Source organism: Streptomyces sp. NPDC034103 (genome assembly GCF_055575395.1).
This window is the reverse complement of the sequence record NZ_JBVISS010000013.1, coordinates 111,299-133,168: the sequence shown is the minus strand read 5'-3', so window position 1 is coordinate 133,168 and position 21,870 is coordinate 111,299. Positions and strand designations below refer to the sequence as shown.

Genomic DNA, 21,870 nt, shown 5'->3' with positions numbered 1-21,870 from the left:
CTTTCCGTGAGCACCTTCAAGGCCCCCAAGGGCACGTACGACCTCATCCCGCCGGACAGCGCGAAGTTCCTGGCGGTCCGCGAGGCGATCGCCGCCCCGCTGCGCAACTCCGGCTACGGCTACATCGAGACGCCCGGCTTCGAGAGCGTGGAGCTCTTCGCACGCGGGGTGGGTGAATCCACCGACATCGTCACGAAGGAGATGTACGCCTTCGAGACCAAGGGCGGCGACCGGCTCGCCCTGCGTCCCGAGGGCACGGCGTCGGTGCTGCGTGCGGCGCTGGAGGCCAACCTGCACAAGGCGGGCAACCTCCCCGTCAAGCTCTGGTACTCCGGTTCCTACTACCGCTACGAGCGCCCGCAGAAGGGCCGCTACCGGCACTTCTCGCAGGTCGGTGCCGAGGCGATCGGTGCCGAGGACCCGGCGCTGGACGCCGAGTTGATCATCCTGGCCGACCAGGCGTACCGCTCGCTGGGGCTCAGGGACTTCCGCATCCTCCTCAACAGCCTGGGCGACAAGGAGTGCCGTCCGGTCTACCGGGAGGCGCTGCAGACCTTCCTGCGCGGCCTGGACCTCGACGAGGAGACGCTGCGCCGCGCGGAGATCAACCCGCTGCGCGTGCTCGACGACAAGCGTCCGGACGTGCAGAAGCAGTTGGGCGACGCCCCGCTGCTGCGTGACTACCTGTGCGACGCCTGCAAGGCGTACCACGAGGAGGTCCGTGAGCTGATCACCGCGGCGGGCGTGGCCTTCGAGGACGACCCCAAGCTGGTGCGCGGCCTGGACTACTACACCCGTACGACCTTCGAGTTCGTCCACGACGGCCTGGGCTCCCAGTCCGCGGTGGGCGGCGGCGGTCGCTACGACGGCCTGTCCGAGATGATCGGCGGCCCCGCGCTGCCGTCCGTCGGCTGGGCGCTCGGCGTCGACCGCACGGTCCTCGCCCTGGAGGCGGAGGGCGTGGAGCTCGAACTCCCCTCCGCGACCAGCGTGTTCGCGGTCCCGCTCGGCGAGGAGGCCCGCCGGGTGCTGTTCGCCAAGGTGGGCGAGCTGCGCAAGCAGGGCATCGCGGCGGACTTCTCCTACGGCGCCAAGGGCCTCAAGGGCGCCATGAAGAACGCCAACCGCAGCGGCGCCCGCTACACGGTCGTCGCCGGCGAGCGCGACCTCGCCGAGGGCGTCGTCCAGCTCAAGGACATGGAGTCCGGCGAGCAGACGGCGATCGGCGTCAACGAGATCGTGGCCGAGCTGGAGTCCCGCCTCGGCTAGTGCCGCGGTTGTAGCTCCACCCGGGAGGCGCCGGATGCCGTACGTGGTGTCCGGCGCCTTCGCCATTGCCTCGGGTGGCCGTCGCCCGGCCACATGTCGATCGGTTTCACGAACCGTCAACTCGGTGGGCGTCGATTCCTCCTGTCAGGGGATTCCGACACGTGAGCGGCACGCGCGTGTGCCCGCCTCGGGGGCCGGGCCGAGGGCTCCGGTTGGCCCGGGGGGGGTCTCCACGCACTGCGCCCAGCAGGGCGAACGCCCCGTACATGCCGCTGCCCTCGACTGCTCGCGTCGCCCCGTACGGCCACCGCGCGCGTCGGCCCGAACCGCTCGCCCAGAGGCGACCGAGCGTCCTTCCTTATGTCCATCGAACGGTGGACAGGGCCCCGTGTGCGGCACAATGGCCGGTGCCCGAAGAAGGTCCAACTCTCAAGCAGACGGAATCGGCGTGATGAGCAAGACCACAGTCAAAGACGTCTCCACCGAGCCCGAGCCTTCGTCGGCGGGCACGGACGGCGCACCGCGCGCGGTGGGCGGCAGCCGTGCCCTCGCCCTGCTGCTGGTGATCACCGGCGCGGCCGGTCTGCTCGCCGCGTGGGTCATCACGATCGACAAGTTCAAGCTGCTCGAGGCCAAGGTCGCGGGCACGTCCTACACCCCCGGCTGCAGCCTCAACCCCGTGGTCTCCTGCGGCAGCGTCATGGAGTCCAAGCAGGCCGCCGCCTTCGGCTTCCCCAACCCGATGCTCGGCCTCGTCGCCTACGGCATCGTCGTCTGCGTCGGCGTGAGCCTGCTCGCCCGGGCCCGCTACCCGCGCTGGTACTGGCTGACCTTCAACGCCGGCACCCTCTTCGGCGTCTCGTTCTGCGCCTGGCTGATGTTCCAGTCCCTGTACCGGATCAACGCGCTGTGCCTGTGGTGCTCCCTGGCCTGGGTCGCGACGATCATCATGTTCTGGTACGTGACCTCGTTCAACGTGCGCAACGGCTTCCTGCCCGCCCCGCGCTGGCTGAAGAGCTTCTTCGGCGAGTTCACCTGGGTGCTGCCCGTTCTGCACATCGGCATCATCGGCATGCTGATCCTGACCCGCTGGTGGGACTTCTGGACCAGCTGACCGGGCTTTCCCGGGGTCTGGCGGGATTGTCAGTGCGGTGAATTAGGGTTTTGAGAGTGGAGCCCGATCTGTTCACCGCAGCCGCAGAAGAACGCCAGGAGAAGGACCCCGCCGGGAGTCCCCTGGCGGTCCGCATGCGCCCGCGCACCCTCGACGAGGTGGTGGGCCAGCAGCACCTGCTCAAGCCCGGCTCGCCCCTGCGCCGCCTGGTCGGCGAGGGCGCCGGCGGCCCGGCGGGACCGTCCTCGGTGATCCTGTGGGGCCCGCCCGGCACCGGCAAGACGACCCTGGCCTACGTCGTCTCCAAGGCCACCAACAAGCGCTTCGTCGAGCTGTCGGCGATCACCGCGGGCGTCAAGGAGGTCCGCGCGGTCATCGACGGCGCCCGCCGCGCCACCGGCGGCTACGGCAAGGAGACCGTCCTCTTCCTCGACGAGATCCACCGCTTCAGCAAGGCCCAGCAGGACTCCCTGCTCCCGGCCGTCGAGAACCGCTGGGTCACGCTGATCGCGGCGACCACCGAGAACCCGTACTTCTCGATCATCTCCCCGCTGCTCTCCCGCTCCCTGCTGCTGACCCTCGAACCCCTCACCGACGACGACGTCAGGGCGCTGTTGAGGCGGGCCCTGAGCGACGAGCGAGGGCTGAAGGACGCCGTCGCCCTCAGCGAGGACGCCGAGGACCACCTCCTGCGGATCGCCGGCGGTGACGCCCGCCGCGCCCTGACCGCCCTGGAGGCCGGCGCCGGGGCCGCGCTGGACAAGGGCGAGGCGGAGCTCTCCCTCACCACGCTGGAGGAGACGGTCGACCGCGCGGCCGTGAAGTACGACCGCGACGGCGACCAGCACTACGACGTCGCCAGCGCCCTCATCAAGTCCATCCGCGGCTCGGACGTCGACGCCGCCCTGCACTACCTGGCCCGCATGATCGAGGCCGGCGAGGACCCCCGCTTCATCGCCCGGCGCCTGATGATCTCCGCCAGCGAGGACATCGGCCTCGCCGACCCCAACGCCCTGCCCATCGCCGTCGCCGCGGCCCAGGCCGTCGCCATGATCGGCTTCCCCGAGGCCGCGCTGACGCTGAGCCACGCCACCATCGCCCTCGCCCTGGCCCCCAAGTCCAACTCCGCGACCATGGCGATCGGCGCCGCCATGGAGGACGTCCGCAAGGGCCTGGCCGGACCGGTGCCCCCGCACCTGCGCGACGGGCACTACAAGGGCGCCGCCAAGCTCGGCCACGCCCAGGGGTACGTCTACCCGCACGACCTGCCCGAGGGCATCGCCGAGCAGCAGTACGCCCCGGACGCGATCAAGGACCGCGCGTACTACGAGCCGTCCCGGCACGGAGCCGAGGCCCGGTACGCGGACGCGGTGGAGTGGACCAGGAAGCACCTCGGTCGCAAGCGGTCCTGAGCGCCCTGTAGAATCCCTCGAAGTGCTGTGTCCCGTGCAGTCAGAACGGGACGGTCAGCCGGAGATCCGGTTCTCGGACCGACTCCAGGAGCGTCGCGCACCGTTCGAATGGTGTCGCGGGCAGCCCACCACCATCCGTCGTACGACGGAACCGGTCGGTGGGCCACTCGCGTGCTGCACGTTGTGCCCAGACCAGGGAGCGGCTGCCTGACGGGTCCCCAGTGGACCCGGCGGGTTTCCCCGGCTGCGGATGCGACCTCCCTCAACTCTGACAAGCCGAACACTGAGAAATGAGAGATTGTGGCGAACCAGTCCCGCCCCAAGGTCAAGAAGTCGCGTGCCCTCGGCATCGCGCTGACCCCGAAGGCCGTCAAGTACTTCGAGGCCCGTCCCTACCCCCCGGGTGAGCACGGCCGTGGCCGCAAGCAGAACTCGGACTACAAGGTCCGTCTGCTCGAGAAGCAGCGTCTGCGCGCGCAGTACGACGTCTCCGAGCGTCAGCTCGTCCGCGCCTACGAGCGCGCCTCCAAGGTCCAGGGCAAGACCGGTGAGGCCCTGATCATCGAGCTCGAGCGCCGTCTCGACGCGCTGGTCCTGCGTTCGGGCATCGCCCGCACGATCTACCAGGCCCGTCAGATGGTCGTCCACGGCCACATCGAGGTCAACGGCCAGAAGGTCGACAAGCCGTCCTTCCGCGTCCGTCCCGACGACGTCGTGATGGTCCGCGAGCGCAGCCGCGAGAAGACCCTCTTCTCCATCGCCCGCGAGGGCGGCTTCGCCCCCGACGGCGAGACCCCGCGCTACCTCCAGGTGAACCTCCGCGCCCTGGCCTTCCGCCTGGACCGCGAGCCGAACCGCAAGGAGATCCCGGTGATCTGCGACGAGCAGCTCGTCGTCGAGTACTACGCCCGCTGATCACCAGCCGGGGCGTAGCACACGCACCACCTCAGCCCGCCGTCTCCCCGCCCTTCCGGGTGGGCGAGGCGGCGGGTTCGTGCTGGGCCACGGCGCCCCGGGCGTGCCGGGCCGGTCCGCGCGGCGCGGGCAGCGCCGCCACGGGCCGCCCCAGTGCCCGGGCCACCGCGGCCTTCCGGCCCAGCCGTCCGCCCTCCCGTACGCACCCCTCGTACCGCTCGTCGCCCAGCCGCTCCCGGGCCGTCGCCTCGCACCGTTCGTGCGGGGCGTTGTAGTAGGCGGAGCCGAACAGCGGCAGACCGACCGAGGGCCACATCGCGGCCGCCGCGCCCTGGAGGACCGCCGCCTCCGCCGGGTCGCCCTGCACCGCCGTGACCAGGGCCAGCAGCTCGATCGTCAGGACCGTGCCGAGCAGGTCGTGGAAGGAGTGGGCGGCGCCGAGACAGTCGGTCAGCAGTGCGCGGGCCGCCGTCGGATCGCCCTCGCTCCAGGCCGCGTACGCGAGCACGTACAGCGCGTACGACCTGGCCCAGCGCTCCCCGTGGTCCTCGCAGACCTGCCGGACGTCCTCGCAGAGTTTGACCGCCTCCGGCAGATCGCCCTGGAAGGCCCGGGCCATCGCCAGCTCCACCTGGCCCATCAGCACGTTGCTGTTGAGCTCGCCGATCTCCCGGTAGCGCTCCAGCGACGAGCGCAGCAGTGTCTCCGCGCGGGGCATGTCGTCCGTGACCAGGGCCAGACACCCGGTGCGGTGCTCGGCGTAGGCCACCGCCATGGGGTTCGCCGACCGCTCCGCCTCCCGACGGCACTCCTGGAGCGCGGCGAGCGCGGGCACCGTGTCGCCCTGGAGGATCGCCACGTAACCCAGCACCCACAGGGCCTTCAGCCGCGACAGCTCGTTGTCGGACTCCAGCCGCACGGCCTGCTCCAGCCAGTGCCGGCCCTCCGACAGCCGTCCGCAGCCGGCCCAGTAGAACCAGAGGGAACCGGCGAGGTACTGGCCCAGGTGTGCCTCGTCCGGGTCGGACAGGCAGTGATCCAGGGCGGAGCGCAGATTGGGCAGTTCCGCCTCGACGCGTGCGGCGATCTCGGCCTGGCGCGGTGAGAACCAGTCCAACTCGCACCAGGTGGCCAGGCCCAGGTACCAGTCGCGGTGCCGCCGTCGCAGCCGGGCCGCGTCGCCGCTCGCCTCCAGCCAGTCGGCGCCGTAGGCCCGGACCGTGTCCAGCATCCGGTAGCGCACCCCCGTCGCGGACTCCTCCCGCGCTACCACGGACTGCGCGAGCAGTTCCGTCAGCACGTCGAGGACGTCCTGCTCGGCCAGCCCGTCGCCGCTGCAGACGTACTCCGCGGCCTCCAGGTCGAAGGGTCCGGCGAACACCGACAGACGCGACCACAGCAGCCGCTCCTCGGGCGTGCACAGCTCATGGCTCCAGCCGATCGCCGTACGCAGCGTGCGATGCCGGGACAGGGTGTCCCGCCCACCGCCGGCCAGCAGCCGGAACCGGTCGTCGAGCCGCTCCAGCAGCTGCCCGGGGGACAGGGCCCGCAGCCGCCCGGCGGCCAGTTCGACCGCGAGCGGGATGCCGTCCAGGCGCCGGCACAGTTCCGGCACCGCGGGATCGGTGGCGGCGACCGCCTCCGACCCGGCCACCTCTGTCCCGACCGCCCGTGACAGGAAGAGTTCCACGGCCTCGTCCTGCGCCAGCGGGCCGAGCGTGAACACCCGCTCGCCCGCCACGGACAGCGGCCTGCGGCCCACCGCGAGCACCCGCAGGCCGGGCGCCTTCCGGAGCAGGTCGGCGACCAGCTCCGCGCACGCCTCCACGAGATGCTCGAACCCGTCCAGCAGCAGCAGGAGTTGACGCCCGGGCCCGCGCTCGGCGAGATGGGCGAGCAGGATCTCGCGCGGCGGCCGTGTGGTGTGGTCCGTGAGCCCCAGCGCCTCCACGACCGCGAAGTCCACCACCTCCGGATCGCGCACCGCTGCCAGCTCGACCCGCCAGGTGCCCTCGCGCGCCGCCGCCCGTGCCGCCAGCCGGGACTTGCCGATGCCACCGGCCCCGGTCACGGTCACCAGCCGCGAGCTCTCCAGGAGCCGGGACAGTTCCGCGAGTTCGGCCGAGCGGCCCACGAACGCGTCCAGTTCGAGGGGCAGATTGCCGTCGCAGAGCCGATGGTCACGCATGGAACACGGAGCGTACTGAACCGTGTTCACTCCGTACAATCGCTTCCCGCAACTCGGCCCGCGCGACGGCGGCAATCCGGTACGGAGCCGCACCCGCGGCGCGATAGGCTCGGCCTACTGGGTTTTCATGGTTCGAAAAGATGTCAGACACGTATACGGGAGCGGGTGCGCGGTGTCCGGTGGCGAGGTGGCCGGGATCCTGGTGGCGGTCTTCTGGGCGATCCTGGTGTCCTTCCTCGCCGTAGCGCTGGCGAGGCTGGCCCAGACGCTCAGGGCGACCACCAAACTGGTGGCGGACGTGACCGACCAGGCCGTACCGCTCCTGGCGGACGCCTCCTCGGCGGTCCGCTCCGCGCAGACCCAGATCGACCGGGTCGACGCGATCGCCTCGGACGTCCAGGAGGTCACCTCCAACGCCTCCGCGCTGTCCACCACCGTCGCCTCCACCTTCGGCGGTCCCCTCGTCAAGGTCGCGGCCTTCGGGTACGGCGTGCGTCAGGCGATCAGCGGCCGCAAGGACGACGTGCCCCCCAAGGCACCCCGGCGTACCGTGATCGTGGGCCGTACCGTCCCGGCGTCACGACGGAGCAAGCGGAAGAAGGACTGAGACCAAGCGATGTTCCGCCGTACCTTCTGGTTCAGCACGGGCGTCGCCGCCGGTGTGTGGGCCACCACCAAGGTCAACCGCAAGCTGAGGCAGCTGACCCCCGAGAGCCTCGCCGCCACCGCGGCGAACAAGGCCATCGAGGCCGGTCACCGCATCAAGGACCGCGCGGTGGGCTTCGCGCTCGACGTCCGCGACAACATGGCCCAGCGGGAGGAGGAGCTCGGCGACGCGCTCGGGCTGAACGCCCCCGTCGACCCCGAACTCCCCGCGTCCCGGCGGCACACCGCCATCGAGAACCGCAACCACCCGAAGTACGTCGAGGGATCGACGTACCAGACGTACTCGCACAACCGGAATGAGGACCACTGATGGAGTCGGCCGAGATTCGCCGCCGCTGGCTGAGCTTCTACGAGGAGCGCGGTCACACCGTCGTCCCTTCGGCGTCGCTCATCGCGGACGACCCGACTCTGCTCCTGGTCCCCGCCGGCATGGTGCCCTTCAAGCCGTACTTCCTCGGTGAGGTCAAGCCGCCGTGGGCGCGCGCCACCAGCGTGCAGAAGTGCGTGCGCACCCCCGACATCGAAGAGGTCGGCAAGACCACCCGGCACGGCACGTTCTTCCAGATGTGCGGCAACTTCTCCTTCGGCGACTACTTCAAGGAAGGCGCCATCAAGTACGCCTGGGAGCTGCTCACCACGCCCCAGGACAAGGGTGGTTACGGCCTGGAGCCGGAGAAGCTCTGGATCACCGTGTACCTGGAGGACGACGAGGCCGAGCGCATCTGGCACGAGGTCGTCGGCGTGCCGAAGGAGCGCATCCAGCGCCTCGGCATGAAGGACAACTACTGGTCCATGGGCGTCCCCGGACCCTGTGGCCCCTGTTCCGAGATCAACTACGACCGCGGTCCCGAGTTCGGCGTCGAGGGCGGCCCCGCCGTCAACGACGAGCGGTACGTGGAGATCTGGAACCTCGTCTTCATGCAGTACGAGCGCGGTGAGGGCATCGGCAAGGACAACTTCGAGATCCTCGGCGAGCTCCCCAGCAAGAACATCGACACCGGCCTCGGACTCGAGCGCCTGGCGATGATCCTGCAGGGCGTGCAGAACATGTACGAGATCGACACCTCCATGGCCGTCATCAAGAAGGCCACCGAGCTGACCGGTGTCGCGTACGGCGACGCCCACGACTCGGACGTCTCCCTGCGCGTCGTCACCGACCACATGCGCACCTCCGTGATGCTCATCGGCGACGGTGTCACCCCCGGCAACGAGGGCCGCGGTTACGTCCTGCGCCGCATCATGCGCCGCGCCATCCGCAACATGCGCCTCCTCGGCGCCACCGGTCCGGTCGTCAAGGACCTGATCGACACCGTGATCGCCATGATGGGCCGGCAGTACCCCGAGCTGGTCACCGACCGCGAGCGCATCGAGAAGGTCGCCGTGGCCGAGGAGAACGCGTTCCTCAAGGCCCTCAAGGGCGGCACGAACATCCTCGACACCGCCGTCACCGAGACCAAGCAGGCCGGTGGCACGGTCCTGTCCGGCGACAAGGCGTTCCTGCTCCACGACACCTGGGGCTTCCCGATCGACCTCACCCTGGAGATGGCCGCCGAGCAGGGGCTGTCCGTGGACGAGGACGGCTTCCGCCGCCTGATGAAGGAGCAGCGGGACCGGGCCAAGGCCGACGCCCAGGCCAAGAAGACCGGCCACGCCGGTGCCGGTGCCTACCGCGAGATCGCCGACAAGACCGGCGAGACCGAGTTCATCGGCTACAGCGACACCGAGGGTGAGTCCACGATCGTGGGCATCCTCGTCGACGGCGCCTCCTCCCCGGCCGCCACCGAGGGCGACGAGGTCGAGATCGTCCTCGACCGGACCCCGTTCTACGCCGAGGGCGGCGGCCAGATCGGCGACACCGGCCGCATCAAGGTCGACTCCGGTGCCGTCATCGAGGTGCGCGACTGCCAGAAGCCGGTCCCGGGCGTCTACGTCCACAAGGGTGTCGTGCAGTTCGGCGAGGTCACCGTCGGTGCCAAGGCGCACGCCTCGATCGACGCCCGCCGCCGTACCGCCATCGCCCGCGCCCACTCGGCCACCCACCTGACCCACCAGGCCCTGCGGGACGCGCTCGGCCCGACGGCCGCCCAGGCCGGTTCCGAGAACCAGCCCGGCCGCTTCCGCTTCGACTTCGGTTCCCCGTCCGCCGTTCCCACGGCCGTGATGACCGACGTCGAGCAGAAGATCAACGAGGTGCTCGCCCGCGACCTCGACGTCCGCGCCGATGTCATGGGCATCGACGAGGCCAAGAAGCAGGGCGCCATCGCCGAGTTCGGCGAGAAGTACGGCGAGCGCGTCCGCGTGGTCACCATCGGCGACTTCTCCAAGGAGCTGTGCGGCGGCACGCACGTCCACAACACCGCACAGCTCGGCCTGGTCAAGCTGCTCGGCGAGTCGTCGATCGGCTCCGGGGTCCGCCGTATCGAGGCGCTCGTCGGTGTCGACGCCTACAACTTCCTCGCCCGTGAGCACACGGTCGTCGCCCAGCTCCAGGAGCTGATCAAGGGCCGCCCGGAGGAGCTCCCTGAGAAGGTCTCCGCCATGCTCGGCAAGCTGAAGGACGCCGAGAAGGAGATCGAGAAGTTCCGCGCGGAGAAGGTGCTCCAGGCCGCCGCCGGTCTCGCCGAGTCCGCCAAGGACGTCCGCGGGATCGCCGTCGTCACCGGGCAGGTCCCGGACGGCACCACCGCCGACGACCTGCGCAAGCTGGTCCTCGACGTACGCGGCCGCATCCAGGGCGGCCGGGCCGCGGTCGTGGCGCTGTTCACCACGGTCAACGGCAAGCCGCTGACGGTCATCGCCACCAACGAGGCCGCCCGCGAGCGCGGTCTCAAGGCCGGCGAGCTGGTCCGCGCGGCCGCGAAGACCCTCGGTGGCGGCGGTGGCGGCAAGCCGGACGTCGCCCAGGGCGGCGGCCAGAACCCGGCAGCGATCGGCGAGGCCGTCGAGGCCGTCGAACGGCTGGTCACGGACACCGCGAAGTGACGATGCGCAGGGGACGTCGGCTCGCGATCGACGTCGGGGACGCCCGGATCGGGGTCGCCTCGTGCGACCCCGACGGGATCCTCGCCACCCCGGTGGAGACGGTCCCGGGCCGGGACGTCCCGGCCGCCCACCGCCGGCTGAGGCAGATCGTCGAGGAGTACGAGCCGATCGAGGTCGTGGTCGGTCTCCCTCGCTCCCTCAAGGGGGGCGAGGGCCCGGCCGCGGTCAAGGTCAGAGGCTTCGCCCAGGAACTGGCCAAGGGCATCGCCCCTGTCCCGGTCCGTCTGCTGGACGAGCGGATGACCACGGTCACCGCCAGCCAGGGACTGCGCGCCTCCGGGGTGAAGTCCAAGAAGGGCCGCTCCGTCATCGACCAGGCCGCCGCTGTGATCATCCTCCAGCAGGCACTCGAATCCGAACGGGTGTCAGGTAAAGCACCCGGCGAGAGCGTCGAAGTGGTCATCTGATCGCGATACGGTAACGTTCCGCGCGACTGCGGCGCTGTTCGAACAGGTGCCGCACAGAGAGAGGCGGTCAGGATGCCGAGCGACAAGCCGCGCGACCGCCGCCTCGCGGCTCTAGGGGATCGATGACTGAGTATGGCCGGGGCCAGGAAGGTTCCGAACCGTGGCATCCGCAGGACCCGTACTACGGGGACGGCGGATGGGAAGGGCAGCAGGACCCTACGGGTCAGCAGGCTGCCTACGGCGGCCAGCCGCAGCACTATCCGCAAGAGCCGCAGCAGTCCGAGTACGGCGACTGGGGCACCGGCCGGCAGGCCGACCAAGGCCAGGCGCAGCAGCAGTACCAGCAGCAGTACGACCCGCAGCAGAGCTACGACCAGCAGCAGTACGTCCCGCAGCAGCACCAGCAGTACGACGACCAGAACCAGTACGACAACAACGGCTGGGCGCCCACGCAGGTCCCGTACACCGACCCCTCGGACCCCTACGGTCAGCAGGCCGCCGCGTACGGCACGGGGGAGCAGCCCGACTACTACGGCACCCCTGACGCGTACCCGCCGCCGGAGCCGCCGAGCCGTCGGCGCACCGAGCCGGAGCCGCAGCAGACGGACTGGGACCCCGGCCCCGACCAGGGCGAACACGCCTTCTTCGCGGGCGGCGGGGACGGCGACGAGGACGGCACCGACGACCCCGGTGCCTCGGGCGGCCGGGGCGACCGCAGGGGGCGCGGCGGCAAGAAGCCCAAGAAGCGGCGCAGTGGCTACGCCTGTCTGGTGGTCCTGCTGGTGTTCGGCGGCGGGATCGGCGGCGTCGGCTACTTCGGCTACCAGTTCTACCAGGATCGTTTCGCCCCCGCCCCGGACTACGCGGGTGACGGCACCGGCGAGCGGGTGGTCATCACGATCCCGAAGGGCGCCAACGGGACGGAGATGGGCAGGCGTCTGGAACTGGCGGGCGTCGTCAAGAGCGTCGACGCGTTCGTGGCCGCGTTCACGCAGAACAAGAAGGCGGGCCAGATCCAGGCGGGCACCTATCTCCTGAACAAGGAGATGTCGGCCGAGAGCGCCGTCGACCTGATGCTCGATCCGAAGAGCCAGAACAACGTGCTCGTCAAGCCGGGCGAGCGCAATCTGTCCGTCTACAAGGCCATCGACAAGCAGCTCGACCTCTCCTCCGGTACCACCAAGAAGGTCGCCGAGGCGAAGTACAAGAGCCTCGGTCTGCCCGACTGGGCGGACAGCAACGACGACATCAAGGACCCGCTGGAGGGCTTCCTCTACCCGGGGACCTACGGCGCCGCCAAGGGCATGAAGCCCGAGACGGTCCTGAAGGAGATGGTCGGCCGGGCCGCGAGCAAGTACGCCTCGCTCGACCTGGAGGCCAAGGCCGAGGCGCTCAAGCTGGACAACCCGCTCCAGATCGTCACGGTCGCGAGCCTCGTCCAGGCCGAGGGCAAGACCGCCGAGGACTACCGCAAGATGGCGGAGGTGGTCTACAACCGCCTCGACCCCGCCAACCCGGAGACCTACGGCGCCCTGCAGTTCGACTCGACGTACAACTACCTGAAGAACGAGAGCAACATCGACGTCACCGAGTCGGAGGTCAAGGAGAACCAGGACCCGTACAACACGTACAAGCACAAGGGTCTGCCGCCGGGTCCCATCGACAACCCGGGTGACGAGGCGATGGAGTCGGTGCTGAACCCGACCCACGACGGCTGGTACTACTTCGTGGCGACCGACGGTGTGAACACGACCGAGTTCGCCAAGACGCTGGCCGAGTTCAACAAGCTCAAGGACAAGTTCAATGAGAGCAGGGGCAACTGACGCCCGCCGGGCAGCCGTGCTCGGTTCCCCCATCGCCCACTCCCTCTCCCCGGTGCTGCACCGCGCCGCGTACGAGGAACTGGGGCTCACCGGCTGGTCGTACGACCGGTTCGAGGTCGACGAGGCCGCGCTGCCCGGGTTCCTCGCCGGGCTCGGACCGGAGTGGGCGGGACTGTCGCTGACCATGCCGCTGAAGCGGGCGGTCATCCCGCTGCTCGACGAGATCACCGAGACGGCCGCCTCCGTCGAGGCGGTCAACACCGTCGTCCTCACCGAGGACGGCCGCCGCGTCGGCGACAACACCGACATCCCCGGGATGGTCGCCGCCCTGCGGGAGCACGGCATCGAGCAGGTCGACTCCGCCGCGATCCTCGGCGCCGGCGCCACCGCGTCGTCCGCGCTGGCCGCGCTGGCCCGCGTCTGCACCGGCGAGATCGTCGTCCACGTCCGCAGCGAGGCCCGGGCCGCCGAGATGCGGCAGTGGGGCGAGCGCCTCGACGTCGAGGTGCGCACGGCGGACTGGGCGGACGCGGCGGACGCGCTGCACCGGCCCCTGGTGATCGCCACCACCCCGGCCGGTACGACGGATGCCCTGGCCGCGGCCGTGCCCGAGCGGCCCGCCACCCTCTTCGACGTGCTCTACGAGCCGTGGCCCACCGAACTCGCGGCCCGCTGGTCCATGTTCGGCGGAGCCGTCGTCAGCGGACTCGACCTGCTGGTGCACCAGGCGGTCCTCCAGGTGGAGCAGATGACGGGGGCGCCCCGGGCCCCGCTGGCGGCCATGAGAAAAGCGGGCGAGCAGGCGCTGGCCGCCCGCTAGGATCCTCCGGGTTCCGCAGGGGGCGGAACCGGAGGGGAGATTCGACGTGTCCGCAGGCATGCAGCTGGCATCCGGCAAGAGCGAGATATTCGAGGCAGTGCTGAAGTTCATGCCCGACTGGGTGCAGATCACGGTGCTCGCCCTGGTCGTGCTCGCGGTGCTCGTCTCCTGGGGGCTGAAGCTCAAGCGCAAGATCGACTACTGGCGCGCCGTGCGCAACGGGCGGCCGATCCACGCGGCGGCACAGTACGGACAGGGGAGCGGCGCCGACTACCTCGGGGCCTACGCGCCGCAGCAGGCGCCGGCCCAGCCGCGGCAGAGCGGGGCCGACTTCCTGGGGGCCTACGCGCCGCCGAACCAGCAGGGCAACGGCTCCGTCTGAGCCGCCGTGGTCGCCACGCGTCCGCCTGATGGACCAGCGGCGGGCGCAGTGTGCCGGACATGGGAGGATCGAAGGTGGCGGGCCGGGGCCGCGCACCTGGTCGCGCCGATGCCGTACGCGAGGACGCGCGTACGCAGGGCAGTACGAGGGCGCGAGCACTGAGGAGCACCGTTGAGCAGGTTGCGCTGGCTGACCGCGGGGGAGTCCCACGGCCCCGCACTCGTGGCGACGCTGGAGGGCCTTCCGGCCGGCGTGCCGATCACCACGGAGATGGTGGCGGACCACCTGGCCCGGCGCCGGCTCGGTTACGGGCGCGGTGCCCGGATGAAGTTCGAGCAGGACCAGGTCACCTTCCTCGGCGGCGTCCGGCACGGTCTCACGCTGGGTTCCCCGGTCGCGATCATGGTGGGCAACACCGAGTGGCCGAAGTGGGAGCAGGTCATGGCGGCCGACCCCATCGACCCGGACGTCCTCGCCGGTCTCGCCCGCAACGCGCCCCTGACCCGTCCGCGCCCCGGGCACGCCGACCTCGCGGGCATGCAGAAGTACGGCTTCGACGAGGCACGTCCCATCCTGGAGCGCGCCTCCGCGCGGGAGACCGCGGCCCGGGTGGCGCTCGGCGCCGTCGCCCGGTCCTACCTCAAGGAGACGGCCGGCATCGAGATCGTCAGCCATGTCGTGGAGCTGTGCTCGGTGAAGGCCCCGGCCGGGGTGTACCCGACGCCGGCCGACGTCGAGAAGCTGGACGCCGACCCGCTGCGCTGCCTGGACGCCGACGCCTCGAAGGCGATGGTGGCCGAGGTCGACCAGGCCCACAAGGACGGTGACACCCTCGGTGGCGTGGTCGAGATCCTGGCCTACGGCGTTCCCGTGGGCCTCGGCTCCCACGTCCACTGGGACCGCAAGCTGGACGCCCGGCTCGCCGGTGCGCTCATGGGCATCCAGGCGATCAAGGGCGTCGAGCTCGGCGACGGGTTCGAACTCGCGCGGGTGCCGGGCTCCAAGGCGCACGACGAGATCGTCAGTACGCCCGAGGGCATCCGCCGGGTCTCCGGCCGCGCGGGCGGCACCGAGGGTGGTCTGTCCACCGGCGAGCTGCTGCGGGTCCGTGCCGCGATGAAGCCGATCGCGACCGTGCCGCGCGCCCTGCAGACCGTGGACGTCGCCACCGGTGAGGCGGCGCAGGCTCACCACCAGCGCTCCGACGTCTCCGCGGTGCCGGCCGCCGGCATCGTCGCCGAGGCCATGGTCGCCCTGGTCCTCGCGGACGCGGTGGCGGAGAAGTTCGGCGGCGACTCGGTGCCCGAGACCCGCCGGAACGTCCGCTCGTACCTCGAGAACCTGGCCATCCGATGAGCCCCGTGGTCGTCCTCGTCGGCCCGATGGGCGTGGGCAAGTCCACCGTCGGACAGCTGCTCGCCGAGCGCCTCGGGGTCGGCTACCGGGACACCGACGACGACATCGTCGCCGAGCAGGGCCGGGCCATCGCCGACATCTTCGTCGACGAGGGCGAGGCGGCCTTCCGCGCGATCGAGAAGCAGGCGGTGCTGCGGGCGCTGACCGAGCACGGAGGCGTCCTCGCCCTCGGCGGCGGCGCGATCCTCGACGACGGCACGCGCGCGGCGCTCGTCGGACTGGACGTCGTCTATCTCTCGATGGACGTCGAGGAGGCGGTCAAGCGCACCGGTCTCAACGCCGCCCGCCCCCTGCTCGCGGTCAACCCGCGCAAGCAGTGGCGCGAGTTGATGGAGGCCCGCCGCCACCTGTACGAGCAGATCGCCACGGCGGTCGTCGCCACCGACGGCCGTACCCCCGAAGAAGTCACCGAAGCGGCCCTGGACGCACTGGAGTTGAAGCAGGCATGAGTGAGGCAGTGACGCGGATCCAGGTCGGCGGCACCGCGGGCAGCGAGCCGTACGAGGTCCTGGTGGGCCGTCAACTCCTGGGTGAGCTCGGCGGGTTGGTCGGCGCCAAGGCCAAGCGGGTGGCCGTGATCCACCCCGAGGCGCTCGCCGAGACCGGTGAGGCGCTGCGCGCCGACCTCGCCGAGCAGGGCTTCGAGGCGATCGCCATCCAGGTGCCCAACGCCGAGGAGGCGAAGACCGCCGAGGTCGCCGCCTACTGCTGGAAGGCCCTCGGGCAGTCGAACTTCACCCGTTCCGACGTCGTCGTCGGCGTCGGCGGCGGCGCCACCACCGACCTGGCCGGTTTCGTCGCCGCGACCTGGCTGCGCGGGGTGCGCTGGATCGCCATTCCGACGACCGTGCTCGCCATGGTCGACGCGGCCGTCGGCGGCAAGACCGGCATCAACACCGCCGAGGGCAAGAACCTCGTCGGCGCCTTCCACCCGCCGGCCGGTGTGCTGTGCGACCTGGCCGCGCTGGAGTCGCTGCCGGTCAACGACTACGTCTCCGGTCTCGCCGAGATCATCAAGGCCGGTTTCATCGCCGACCCGGTGATCCTGGACCTCATCGAGTCCGACCCGCAGTCCGCGCGCACCCCGGCGGGGCCGCACACCTCCGAGCTCATCGAGCGGGCCATCCGGGTCAAGGCCGAGGTCGTCTCCGCGGACCTGAAGGAGTCCGGTCTGCGCGAGATCCTCAACTACGGTCACACGCTCGCCCACGCCATCGAGAAGAACGAGCGGTACCAGTGGCGGCACGGCGCAGCGGTCGCCGTGGGCATGCACTTCGCCGCCGAACTCGGCCGTGTCGCCGGCCGGTTGGACGACGCGACGGCCGACCGTCACCGTACGGTCCTGGAGTCCGTCGGGCTGCCCCTGCACTACCGTTACGACCAGTGGCCCAAGCTGCTGGAGACCATGAAGGTCGACAAGAAGTCCCGCGGTGACCTGCTGCGCTTCATCGTCCTCGACGGGCTGGCCAAGCCCACCGTCCTGGAGGGCCCGGACCCGGCGGTGCTGCTCGCCGCGTACGGAGAAGTGGGCGAGTAGTACCGCCGAAGATCATCCGTCCGATGTGCCGTGCGGGCACGGGCACTTAGGGCCGTCCCCGGCCGTTCACCATACGGCGGCCGGGGACGGTACCGTTCGGTAGGCAGCGGGGCGCGTACTCCGCTGCCGGCGCCAATTGCCTGCGGCGAGTGAGCCGAGCCAGTAGAACGAGACGGAGTGGCACCGGATGCAGCACGCAGTGGGTTCTCCGCTGCCGCCGCCCCATCAGCCGGGGCACGGACCGGCCGTCGGCTGGTCGCCGGCCGCACAGCACCCGGGAGCGCACCAGGGGTCCGCCCCGGTGCCCCCACCGCCCCCGGCACCGGGCTTCTCGCCGCCGCCCCCGGCCCCACCGGCCTCCCCGGCCCCGGACACCACCGGCCATGTGCCGCTGCCCCCCGGCGTCCCGGTCGGCGCCCCCGTGACCCCACCCGCCCCGGCCGCGGCCGACCCCGCCGGCACCACCCTCGCGGTCCTGCTCATCGGCCCGGCGGGCGCCGGCAAGACGAGCGTCGCCAAGTACTGGGCGGACCACCGCCGGGTGCCCACCGCCCACATCAGCCTCGACGACGTACGCGAATGGGTCCGCTCGGGCTTCGCCGACCCGCAGTCCGGCTGGAACGACCACTCCGAGGCCCAGTACCGCCTGGCCCGCCGCACCTGCGGCTTCGCCGCCCGCAACTTCCTCGCCAACGGCATCTCCTGCATCCTCGACGACGCGGTCTTCCCCGACCGTCCGGTCGTGGGGCTGGGCGGCTGGAAGCGCCATGTCGGACCGGGCCTGCTGCCCGTCGTCCTGCTGCCGGGCCTGGAGATCGTCCTGGAGCGCAACGCCGAACGCTCGGGCAACCGCCGCCTCTCGGACGAGGAGGTCGCGCGGATCCACGGCCGGATGGCGGGCTGGTACGGCTCGGGCCTGCCGATCATCGACAACTCCCAGCTGGACGTACCGCAGACGGCCCAGGTTTTGGACGACGTCCTGGCACGTTCTCTCGCCAGTCCACCCAGCTGGTAGCGCCCGAAAGGGCGCGACCGGCCCCCGTGTTCCCGCGGTCGACAAGGCCCCCTGCCCCACTCGGCCTCTCTCGAACGGCGCCCCACCTGCGGAGCTCCTACGCTCGAGACATGTCAGAGGTCCATGCGGCCCGCCGCACCAGACTCAGGGAACGCTGCAACGCGGTCGGCACGACCTCCGCGCTGATCTCCCGCCCCGCCAACGTCCGCTACCTCGCGGGCGCCGCCCCCCAGGGCTCCGTCCTGCTGCTCGGCACGACCGAGGACGTCCTGCTGTGTGCCGATCCGCCCGACGACCGTGCCGGTGAGGGCCGCCCCGACGAGGCACTGCGCCTGCAGACCCTGCCCGGGTCACGCGGTGACGCCGCCGTCGCGGCCGCCGACCTCGCGGTGATCCAGGGCGTGGACTCGCTCGCCGTGGAGGAGCACCACCTCACCGTGGCCCGGCACCGGGCGCTGCGTTCGGTCGCCCCGAGGATCCGCCTCGCCGACCTCGGCGGAGCCGTCGAGCAGCTCAGGGTCGTCAAGGACGAGGAGGAGATCTCCTGCCTGCGCATCGGCGCCGAGATCGCCGACCAGGCGCTGGGGGAGCTGCTGGAGTCCATCCTCGTCGGCCGCACCGAACGCCACCTCGCCCTCGAACTGGAGCGGCGCCTGGTGGACCACGGCGCCGACGGTCCCGCCTTCCCCACCTCCGTCGCCACCGGCCCCAACGCCGGCCGGCGGGCGCACCGCCCCACCGACCGCCGGGTGGAGGAGGGCGACTTCCTCTCCGTGTGTCTGGGGGCGACATATCGCGGCTACCGCTGTGAGATCGGTCGTACGTTCGTGATCGGGACCTCACCGGCCGACTGGCAGATCGAGCTGTACGACCTGGTCTTCGCCGCCCAGCGCGCCGGGCGGGAGGCCCTCGCACCAGGGGCCGCGTACCGTGACGTGGACCATGCCGCACGGCAGGTGCTGGCTTCCGCGGGGCACGCGGAGGGCCTTCTGGCGCTGACCGGACATGGCGTGGGACTCGAAATCGACGAGGACCCGCAGTTGGCCCCCGCGGCCATGGGTAAACTGGACGCTTGCGTGCCGGTCACCGTCGAACCGGGGGTCCACCTCCCGGGTCGGGGCGGCGTCCGGATCGATGACACGCTCGTCGTACGCCCCGAGGCGGACGGCGGACCCGAGCTACTCACCATCACGACCAAGGAGCTGCTCGCGCTGTAGGAGTGCGTGCGCCGGGGTCGTCCACGTCAGTCCAGGAGATTCCGCAACCGTGGCTTCCACGAACGACCTCAAGAACGGCCTGGTGCTCAAGCTCGAAGGCGGCCAGCTCTGGTCCGTCGTCGAGTTCCAGCACGTCAAGCCCGGCAAGGGCCCGGCATTCGTGCGCACCAAGCTCAAGAACGTGCTGTCCGGCAAGGTCGTCGACAAGACCTTCAACGCCGGCGTCAAGGTCGAGACGGCCACGATTGACAAGCGCGACATGCAGTTCTCCTACATGGACGGCGACTACTTCGTCTTCATGGACATGGAGACCTACGACCAGCTCATGGTCGACCGCAAGGCCGTCGGCGACGCCGCCAACTTCCTGATCGAGGGCTTCACCGCCACGGTCGCGCAGCACGAGGGCGAGGTGCTCTTCGTCGAGCTGCCGGCCGCCGTCGAGCTGACCATCCAGGAGACCGAGCCGGGTGTCCAGGGCGACCGCTCCACGGGTGGCACCAAGCCCGCCACCCTGGAGACCGGCCACCAGATCCAGGTGCCGCTCTTCATCACCACCGGTGAGAAGATCAAGGTCGACACGCGTACGAGCGACTACCTCGGCCGGGTGAACAGCTAACCGTGGCTGCCCGCAACACGGCCCGCAAGCGCGCCTTCCAGATCCTCTTCGAGGGCGACCAGCGCGGCGTCGACGTTCAGACGGTCCTCGCGGACTGGATCCGGCTCTCCCGGGGAGACACCCGGCAGCCGCCGGTGAGCGAGTACACGATGCAGCTGGTCGAGGGCTACGCGGAGCACGCGCGGCGCATCGACGAGCTGATCGCGCAGTACTCCGTCGGCTGGACGCTCGACCGGATGCCGGTCGTGGACCGCAACCTGCTGCGTCTCGGCGCCTACGAGCTGATCTGGGTCGACGCGACCCCGGACGCCGTCGTGCTGGACGAGATCGTGCAGCTGGCGAAGGAGTTCTCCACCGACGAGTCGCCGGCGTTCGTGAACGGCCTGCTGGGCCGTTTCAAGGACCTGAAGCCGTCCTTGCGCCGGGACGAGGCGTAAGGGCCGCCAGGCCACCAGAGGTACGACACATGCCAGAGGGCCCGCAGCGTGACTGCTGCGGGCCCTCTGGCATGTCCGGTGCCCCGGGTGCCCCTGTGGCTCCCGGGAGCCGCAGAAAGCCGCCGGGGTGGCCGGAACGGTGAAGTCCCGGCCACCCCGGCGGCACGTTTCTGCTGAGGCGGGAAGCGGCTCAGCTGTCCTCGTGGGCGACCGCGCGACGAGCGTCCGCGTCCAGGACGCCCCAGTTGATCAGCTGCTCGGTGAGGACCGAGGGCGACTGGTCGTAGATGACGGCGAGTGTGCGCAGGTCGTCCTGGCGGATCGACAGCACCTTGCCGTTGTAGTCACCGCGCTGCGACTGGATCGTCGCCGCATAGCGCTGGAGGGGGCCCGCCTTCTCGGCCGGGACATGGGCCAGCCGCTCCAGGTCCAGGACCAGCTTCGGCGGCGGCTCGGCGGCACCGCCCGGCGTGGTGCCCGGCAGCAGTTCCTGGACGGGAACGCCGTAGAAATCCGCCAACTCGGCGAGGCGCTGCACGGTCACGGCACGGTCGCCACGCTCGTACGAACCGACCACGACCGCCTTCCAGCGTCCCTGGGACTTCTCCTCGACACCGTGGAGGGAAAGCCCTTGCTGGGTGCGGATGGCCCGGAGCTTGGCCCCGAGCTGTTTGGCGTATTCGCTGGACATATAGCTCCCCGGACACTGTGTCGACGCGGCCGGTGTGATCCAGGCCGCGCGGCTGGTAACTCACTGTGAGGTTACGCAGCGTTACTCTTCTGCGTCAAGCCGAATGAGCCGCACCGCCTTTTCCGTGGTTGTGGTGGCCGATTAGGCCAGGGGGGTGATCAGGGGCGCCGTTCCGGCCTGCTACCGTGGATGGCGCAATTCCGACGTCCTTTAAGGTCCGTCCCGTGAGGCGGAGAAGGAGGTCCGTTTCATATGGACAAGCACAACCAGCAGGACTCACAGGCCGAGGCGGCGTCCGATGCGCGGCCCGTTCTCGAAGGCCCCGACATCGCACGGGTGTTGACCCGTATCGCCCACGAGATCGTCGAGCGCGCCAAGGGCGCCGACGACGTGGTGCTCCTCGGCATCCCGACCCGTGGCGTCTTCCTCGCCCAGCGGCTCGCCGCCAAGCTGGAGCAGATCACCGAGCGCAAGATTCCGGTCGGTTCGCTCGACATCACCATGTACCGGGACGACCTGCGCATGCACCCGCCGCGTGCGCTGGCCCGCACCGAGATCCCCGGTGACGGCATCGACGGCCGCCTCGTCGTCCTCGTCGACGACGTGCTCTTCTCCGGCCGCACCATCCGCGCCGCCCTCGACGCCCTGAACGACATCGGGCGTCCGCGCGCGGTGCAGCTCGCGGTCCTCGTCGACCGCGGCCACCGCGAACTGCCCATCCGCGCCGACTACGTCGGCAAGAACCTCCCCACGTCGCTGCGGGAGACGGTCAAGGTCCAGCTCGCCGAGGAGGACGGTCGCGACACCGTGCTGCTCGGTGCGAAGCAGACCCCGTAGCGAGACGGCGAGCGACGCCTGCCTTCGGCGTGCCCGCACGTGCCCGTAATCTCCCGAACTTCCCTA

21 protein-coding genes are annotated in these 21,870 nt (G+C 70.6%); 19 read left to right on the top strand and 2 right to left on the bottom strand.

Annotated features, from left to right (window positions below; translation table 11 throughout):
• Positions 1-6: 6 nt before the first annotated feature.
• The 4 genes from hisS (at position 7) to rpsD (ending at position 4,710) form a co-directional block, all read left to right on the top strand.
• Complete coding sequence (gene hisS / locus ACZ56U_RS28610; protein WP_469086850.1) at positions 7-1,269, top strand: histidine--tRNA ligase; 1,263 nt, start codon at positions 7-9, stop codon at positions 1,267-1,269.
• A 451-nt stretch (positions 1,270-1,720) separates the two neighbouring features.
• The gene (locus ACZ56U_RS28605; RefSeq protein ID WP_469086849.1) at positions 1,721-2,383 is read left to right on the top strand and encodes a vitamin K epoxide reductase family protein; all 663 of its coding nucleotides are present in this window, start codon (positions 1,721-1,723) and stop codon (positions 2,381-2,383) included.
• Positions 2,384-2,439: 56 nt separating this feature from the next.
• Positions 2,440-3,795, top strand: coding sequence for a replication-associated recombination protein A (locus ACZ56U_RS28600; protein WP_469086848.1), 1,356 nt, complete (start codon positions 2,440-2,442; stop codon positions 3,793-3,795).
• Positions 3,796-4,095: 300 nt separating this feature from the next.
• Positions 4,096-4,710: a 30S ribosomal protein S4 gene (gene rpsD / locus ACZ56U_RS28595; protein ID WP_123987943.1), complete on the top strand. Its 615-nt coding sequence runs from the start codon at positions 4,096-4,098 to the stop codon at positions 4,708-4,710.
• A 31-nt stretch (positions 4,711-4,741) separates the two neighbouring features.
• Here the strand turns inward: rpsD and ACZ56U_RS28590 are convergent, their stop codons facing one another.
• Positions 4,742-6,898: an ATP-binding protein gene (locus ACZ56U_RS28590; RefSeq protein WP_469086847.1), complete on the bottom strand. Its 2,157-nt coding sequence runs from the start codon at positions 6,896-6,898 to the stop codon at positions 4,742-4,744.
• Between the two features lie 127 nt (positions 6,899-7,025).
• Here ACZ56U_RS28590 and ACZ56U_RS28585 point away from each other — a divergent pair, with 127 nt between their 5' ends.
• The 14 genes from ACZ56U_RS28585 to nusB all read left to right on the top strand — a co-directional run bounded on the left by ACZ56U_RS28585 (position 7,026) and on the right by nusB (position 20,276).
• Positions 7,026-7,505 (top strand): DUF948 domain-containing protein, encoded by a 480-nt coding sequence (locus tag ACZ56U_RS28585; RefSeq protein WP_469086846.1) that lies wholly within the window; start codon positions 7,026-7,028, stop codon positions 7,503-7,505.
• Positions 7,506-7,514: 9 nt separating this feature from the next.
• Positions 7,515-7,874: a hypothetical protein gene (locus ACZ56U_RS28580; protein WP_469086845.1), complete on the top strand. Its 360-nt coding sequence runs from the start codon at positions 7,515-7,517 to the stop codon at positions 7,872-7,874.
• Positions 7,874-10,546, top strand: coding sequence for an alanine--tRNA ligase (alaS, locus tag ACZ56U_RS28575; RefSeq protein WP_469086844.1), 2,673 nt, complete (start codon positions 7,874-7,876; stop codon positions 10,544-10,546). Before ACZ56U_RS28580 ends, alaS begins: the two co-directional genes overlap by 1 nt.
• Before the next feature lie 2 nt (positions 10,547-10,548).
• A complete protein-coding gene (gene ruvX / locus ACZ56U_RS28570; RefSeq protein ID WP_469086843.1) occupies positions 10,549-11,013 on the top strand; it encodes a Holliday junction resolvase RuvX in 465 nt (154 codons plus the stop codon).
• A gap of 122 nt (positions 11,014-11,135) precedes the next feature.
• Complete coding sequence (gene mltG, locus ACZ56U_RS28565; RefSeq protein WP_469086842.1) at positions 11,136-12,836, top strand: endolytic transglycosylase MltG; 1,701 nt, start codon at positions 11,136-11,138, stop codon at positions 12,834-12,836.
• Positions 12,817-13,656, top strand: a complete 840-nt coding sequence (locus ACZ56U_RS28560; RefSeq protein WP_469086841.1) for a shikimate dehydrogenase — start codon at positions 12,817-12,819, stop codon at positions 13,654-13,656. Before mltG ends, ACZ56U_RS28560 begins: the two co-directional genes overlap by 20 nt.
• Positions 13,657-13,702: 46 nt before the next feature.
• Positions 13,703-14,038 carry a hypothetical protein gene (locus ACZ56U_RS28555; RefSeq protein WP_469086840.1) on the top strand — a complete coding sequence of 112 codons (336 nt, stop codon included), beginning with the start codon at positions 13,703-13,705 and terminating at the stop codon, positions 14,036-14,038.
• A 171-nt stretch (positions 14,039-14,209) separates the two neighbouring features.
• The gene (aroC, locus tag ACZ56U_RS28550; protein WP_469086839.1) at positions 14,210-15,394 is read left to right on the top strand and encodes a chorismate synthase; all 1,185 of its coding nucleotides are present in this window, start codon (positions 14,210-14,212) and stop codon (positions 15,392-15,394) included.
• Complete coding sequence (locus ACZ56U_RS28545) at positions 15,391-15,903, top strand: shikimate kinase (protein WP_469086838.1); 513 nt, start codon at positions 15,391-15,393, stop codon at positions 15,901-15,903. The genes aroC and ACZ56U_RS28545 overlap by 4 nt, the downstream gene beginning before the upstream one ends.
• Entirely contained in the window at positions 15,900-16,991 is a 1,092-nt protein-coding gene (aroB, locus tag ACZ56U_RS28540) for a 3-dehydroquinate synthase (RefSeq protein WP_469086837.1), read from the top strand. Before ACZ56U_RS28545 ends, aroB begins: the two co-directional genes overlap by 4 nt.
• A 187-nt stretch (positions 16,992-17,178) precedes the next feature.
• Positions 17,179-18,006, top strand: a complete 828-nt coding sequence (locus tag ACZ56U_RS28535) for a Pro-rich N-terminal domain-containing protein (protein WP_469086836.1) — start codon at positions 17,179-17,181, stop codon at positions 18,004-18,006.
• Between the two features lie 110 nt (positions 18,007-18,116).
• On the top strand, positions 18,117-19,223 hold the full coding sequence (locus ACZ56U_RS28530; protein ID WP_469086835.1) for an aminopeptidase P family protein: 1,107 nt from the start codon (positions 18,117-18,119) through the stop codon (positions 19,221-19,223).
• 49 nt (positions 19,224-19,272) lie between these two features.
• Positions 19,273-19,839 (top strand): elongation factor P, encoded by a 567-nt coding sequence (gene efp / locus ACZ56U_RS28525; RefSeq protein WP_469086834.1) that lies wholly within the window; start codon positions 19,273-19,275, stop codon positions 19,837-19,839.
• Between the two features lie 2 nt (positions 19,840-19,841).
• Positions 19,842-20,276 carry a transcription antitermination factor NusB gene (gene nusB / locus ACZ56U_RS28520; RefSeq protein WP_391240858.1) on the top strand — a complete coding sequence of 145 codons (435 nt, stop codon included), beginning with the start codon at positions 19,842-19,844 and terminating at the stop codon, positions 20,274-20,276.
• A gap of 190 nt (positions 20,277-20,466) precedes the next feature.
• Here the strand turns inward: nusB and bldD are convergent, their stop codons facing one another.
• Entirely contained in the window at positions 20,467-20,967 is a 501-nt protein-coding gene (bldD, locus tag ACZ56U_RS28515) for a transcriptional regulator BldD (protein WP_469086833.1), read from the bottom strand.
• A gap of 252 nt (positions 20,968-21,219) precedes the next feature.
• On the opposite strand from bldD, the gene pyrR reads away from it, so the two are divergent.
• Positions 21,220-21,804 (top strand): bifunctional pyr operon transcriptional regulator/uracil phosphoribosyltransferase PyrR, encoded by a 585-nt coding sequence (gene pyrR / locus ACZ56U_RS28510; protein WP_469086832.1) that lies wholly within the window; start codon positions 21,220-21,222, stop codon positions 21,802-21,804.
• Positions 21,805-21,870: the final 66 nt, after the last annotated feature.

Bases quoted from the DNA above. Each gene is read 5' to 3' on its own strand.
- ruvX (WP_469086843.1), top strand. From the start codon at position 10,549: ATGCGCAGGGGACGTCGGCTCGCGATCGACGTCGGGGACGCCCGGATC.
- mltG (WP_469086842.1), top strand. From the start codon at position 11,136: ATGACTGAGTATGGCCGGGGCCAGGAAGGTTCCGAACCGTGGCATCCG.
- ACZ56U_RS28585 (WP_469086846.1), top strand. From the start codon at position 7,026: ATGGTTCGAAAAGATGTCAGACACGTATACGGGAGCGGGTGCGCGGTG.
- pyrR (WP_469086832.1), top strand. From the start codon at position 21,220: ATGGACAAGCACAACCAGCAGGACTCACAGGCCGAGGCGGCGTCCGAT.
- bldD (WP_469086833.1), bottom strand. From the start codon at position 20,967: ATGTCCAGCGAATACGCCAAACAGCTCGGGGCCAAGCTCCGGGCCATC.
- ACZ56U_RS28580 (WP_469086845.1), top strand. From the start codon at position 7,515: ATGTTCCGCCGTACCTTCTGGTTCAGCACGGGCGTCGCCGCCGGTGTG.
- aroB (WP_469086837.1), top strand. From the start codon at position 15,900: ATGAGTGAGGCAGTGACGCGGATCCAGGTCGGCGGCACCGCGGGCAGC.
- ACZ56U_RS28560 (WP_469086841.1), top strand. From the start codon at position 12,817: ATGAGAGCAGGGGCAACTGACGCCCGCCGGGCAGCCGTGCTCGGTTCC.
- ACZ56U_RS28590 (WP_469086847.1), bottom strand. From the start codon at position 6,898: ATGCGTGACCATCGGCTCTGCGACGGCAATCTGCCCCTCGAACTGGAC.
- ACZ56U_RS28535 (WP_469086836.1), top strand. From the start codon at position 17,179: ATGCAGCACGCAGTGGGTTCTCCGCTGCCGCCGCCCCATCAGCCGGGG.
- ACZ56U_RS28605 (WP_469086849.1), top strand. From the start codon at position 1,721: ATGAGCAAGACCACAGTCAAAGACGTCTCCACCGAGCCCGAGCCTTCG.
- ACZ56U_RS28545 (WP_469086838.1), top strand. From the start codon at position 15,391: ATGAGCCCCGTGGTCGTCCTCGTCGGCCCGATGGGCGTGGGCAAGTCC.
- alaS (WP_469086844.1), top strand. From the start codon at position 7,874: ATGGAGTCGGCCGAGATTCGCCGCCGCTGGCTGAGCTTCTACGAGGAG.
- ACZ56U_RS28530 (WP_469086835.1), top strand. From the start codon at position 18,117: ATGTCAGAGGTCCATGCGGCCCGCCGCACCAGACTCAGGGAACGCTGC.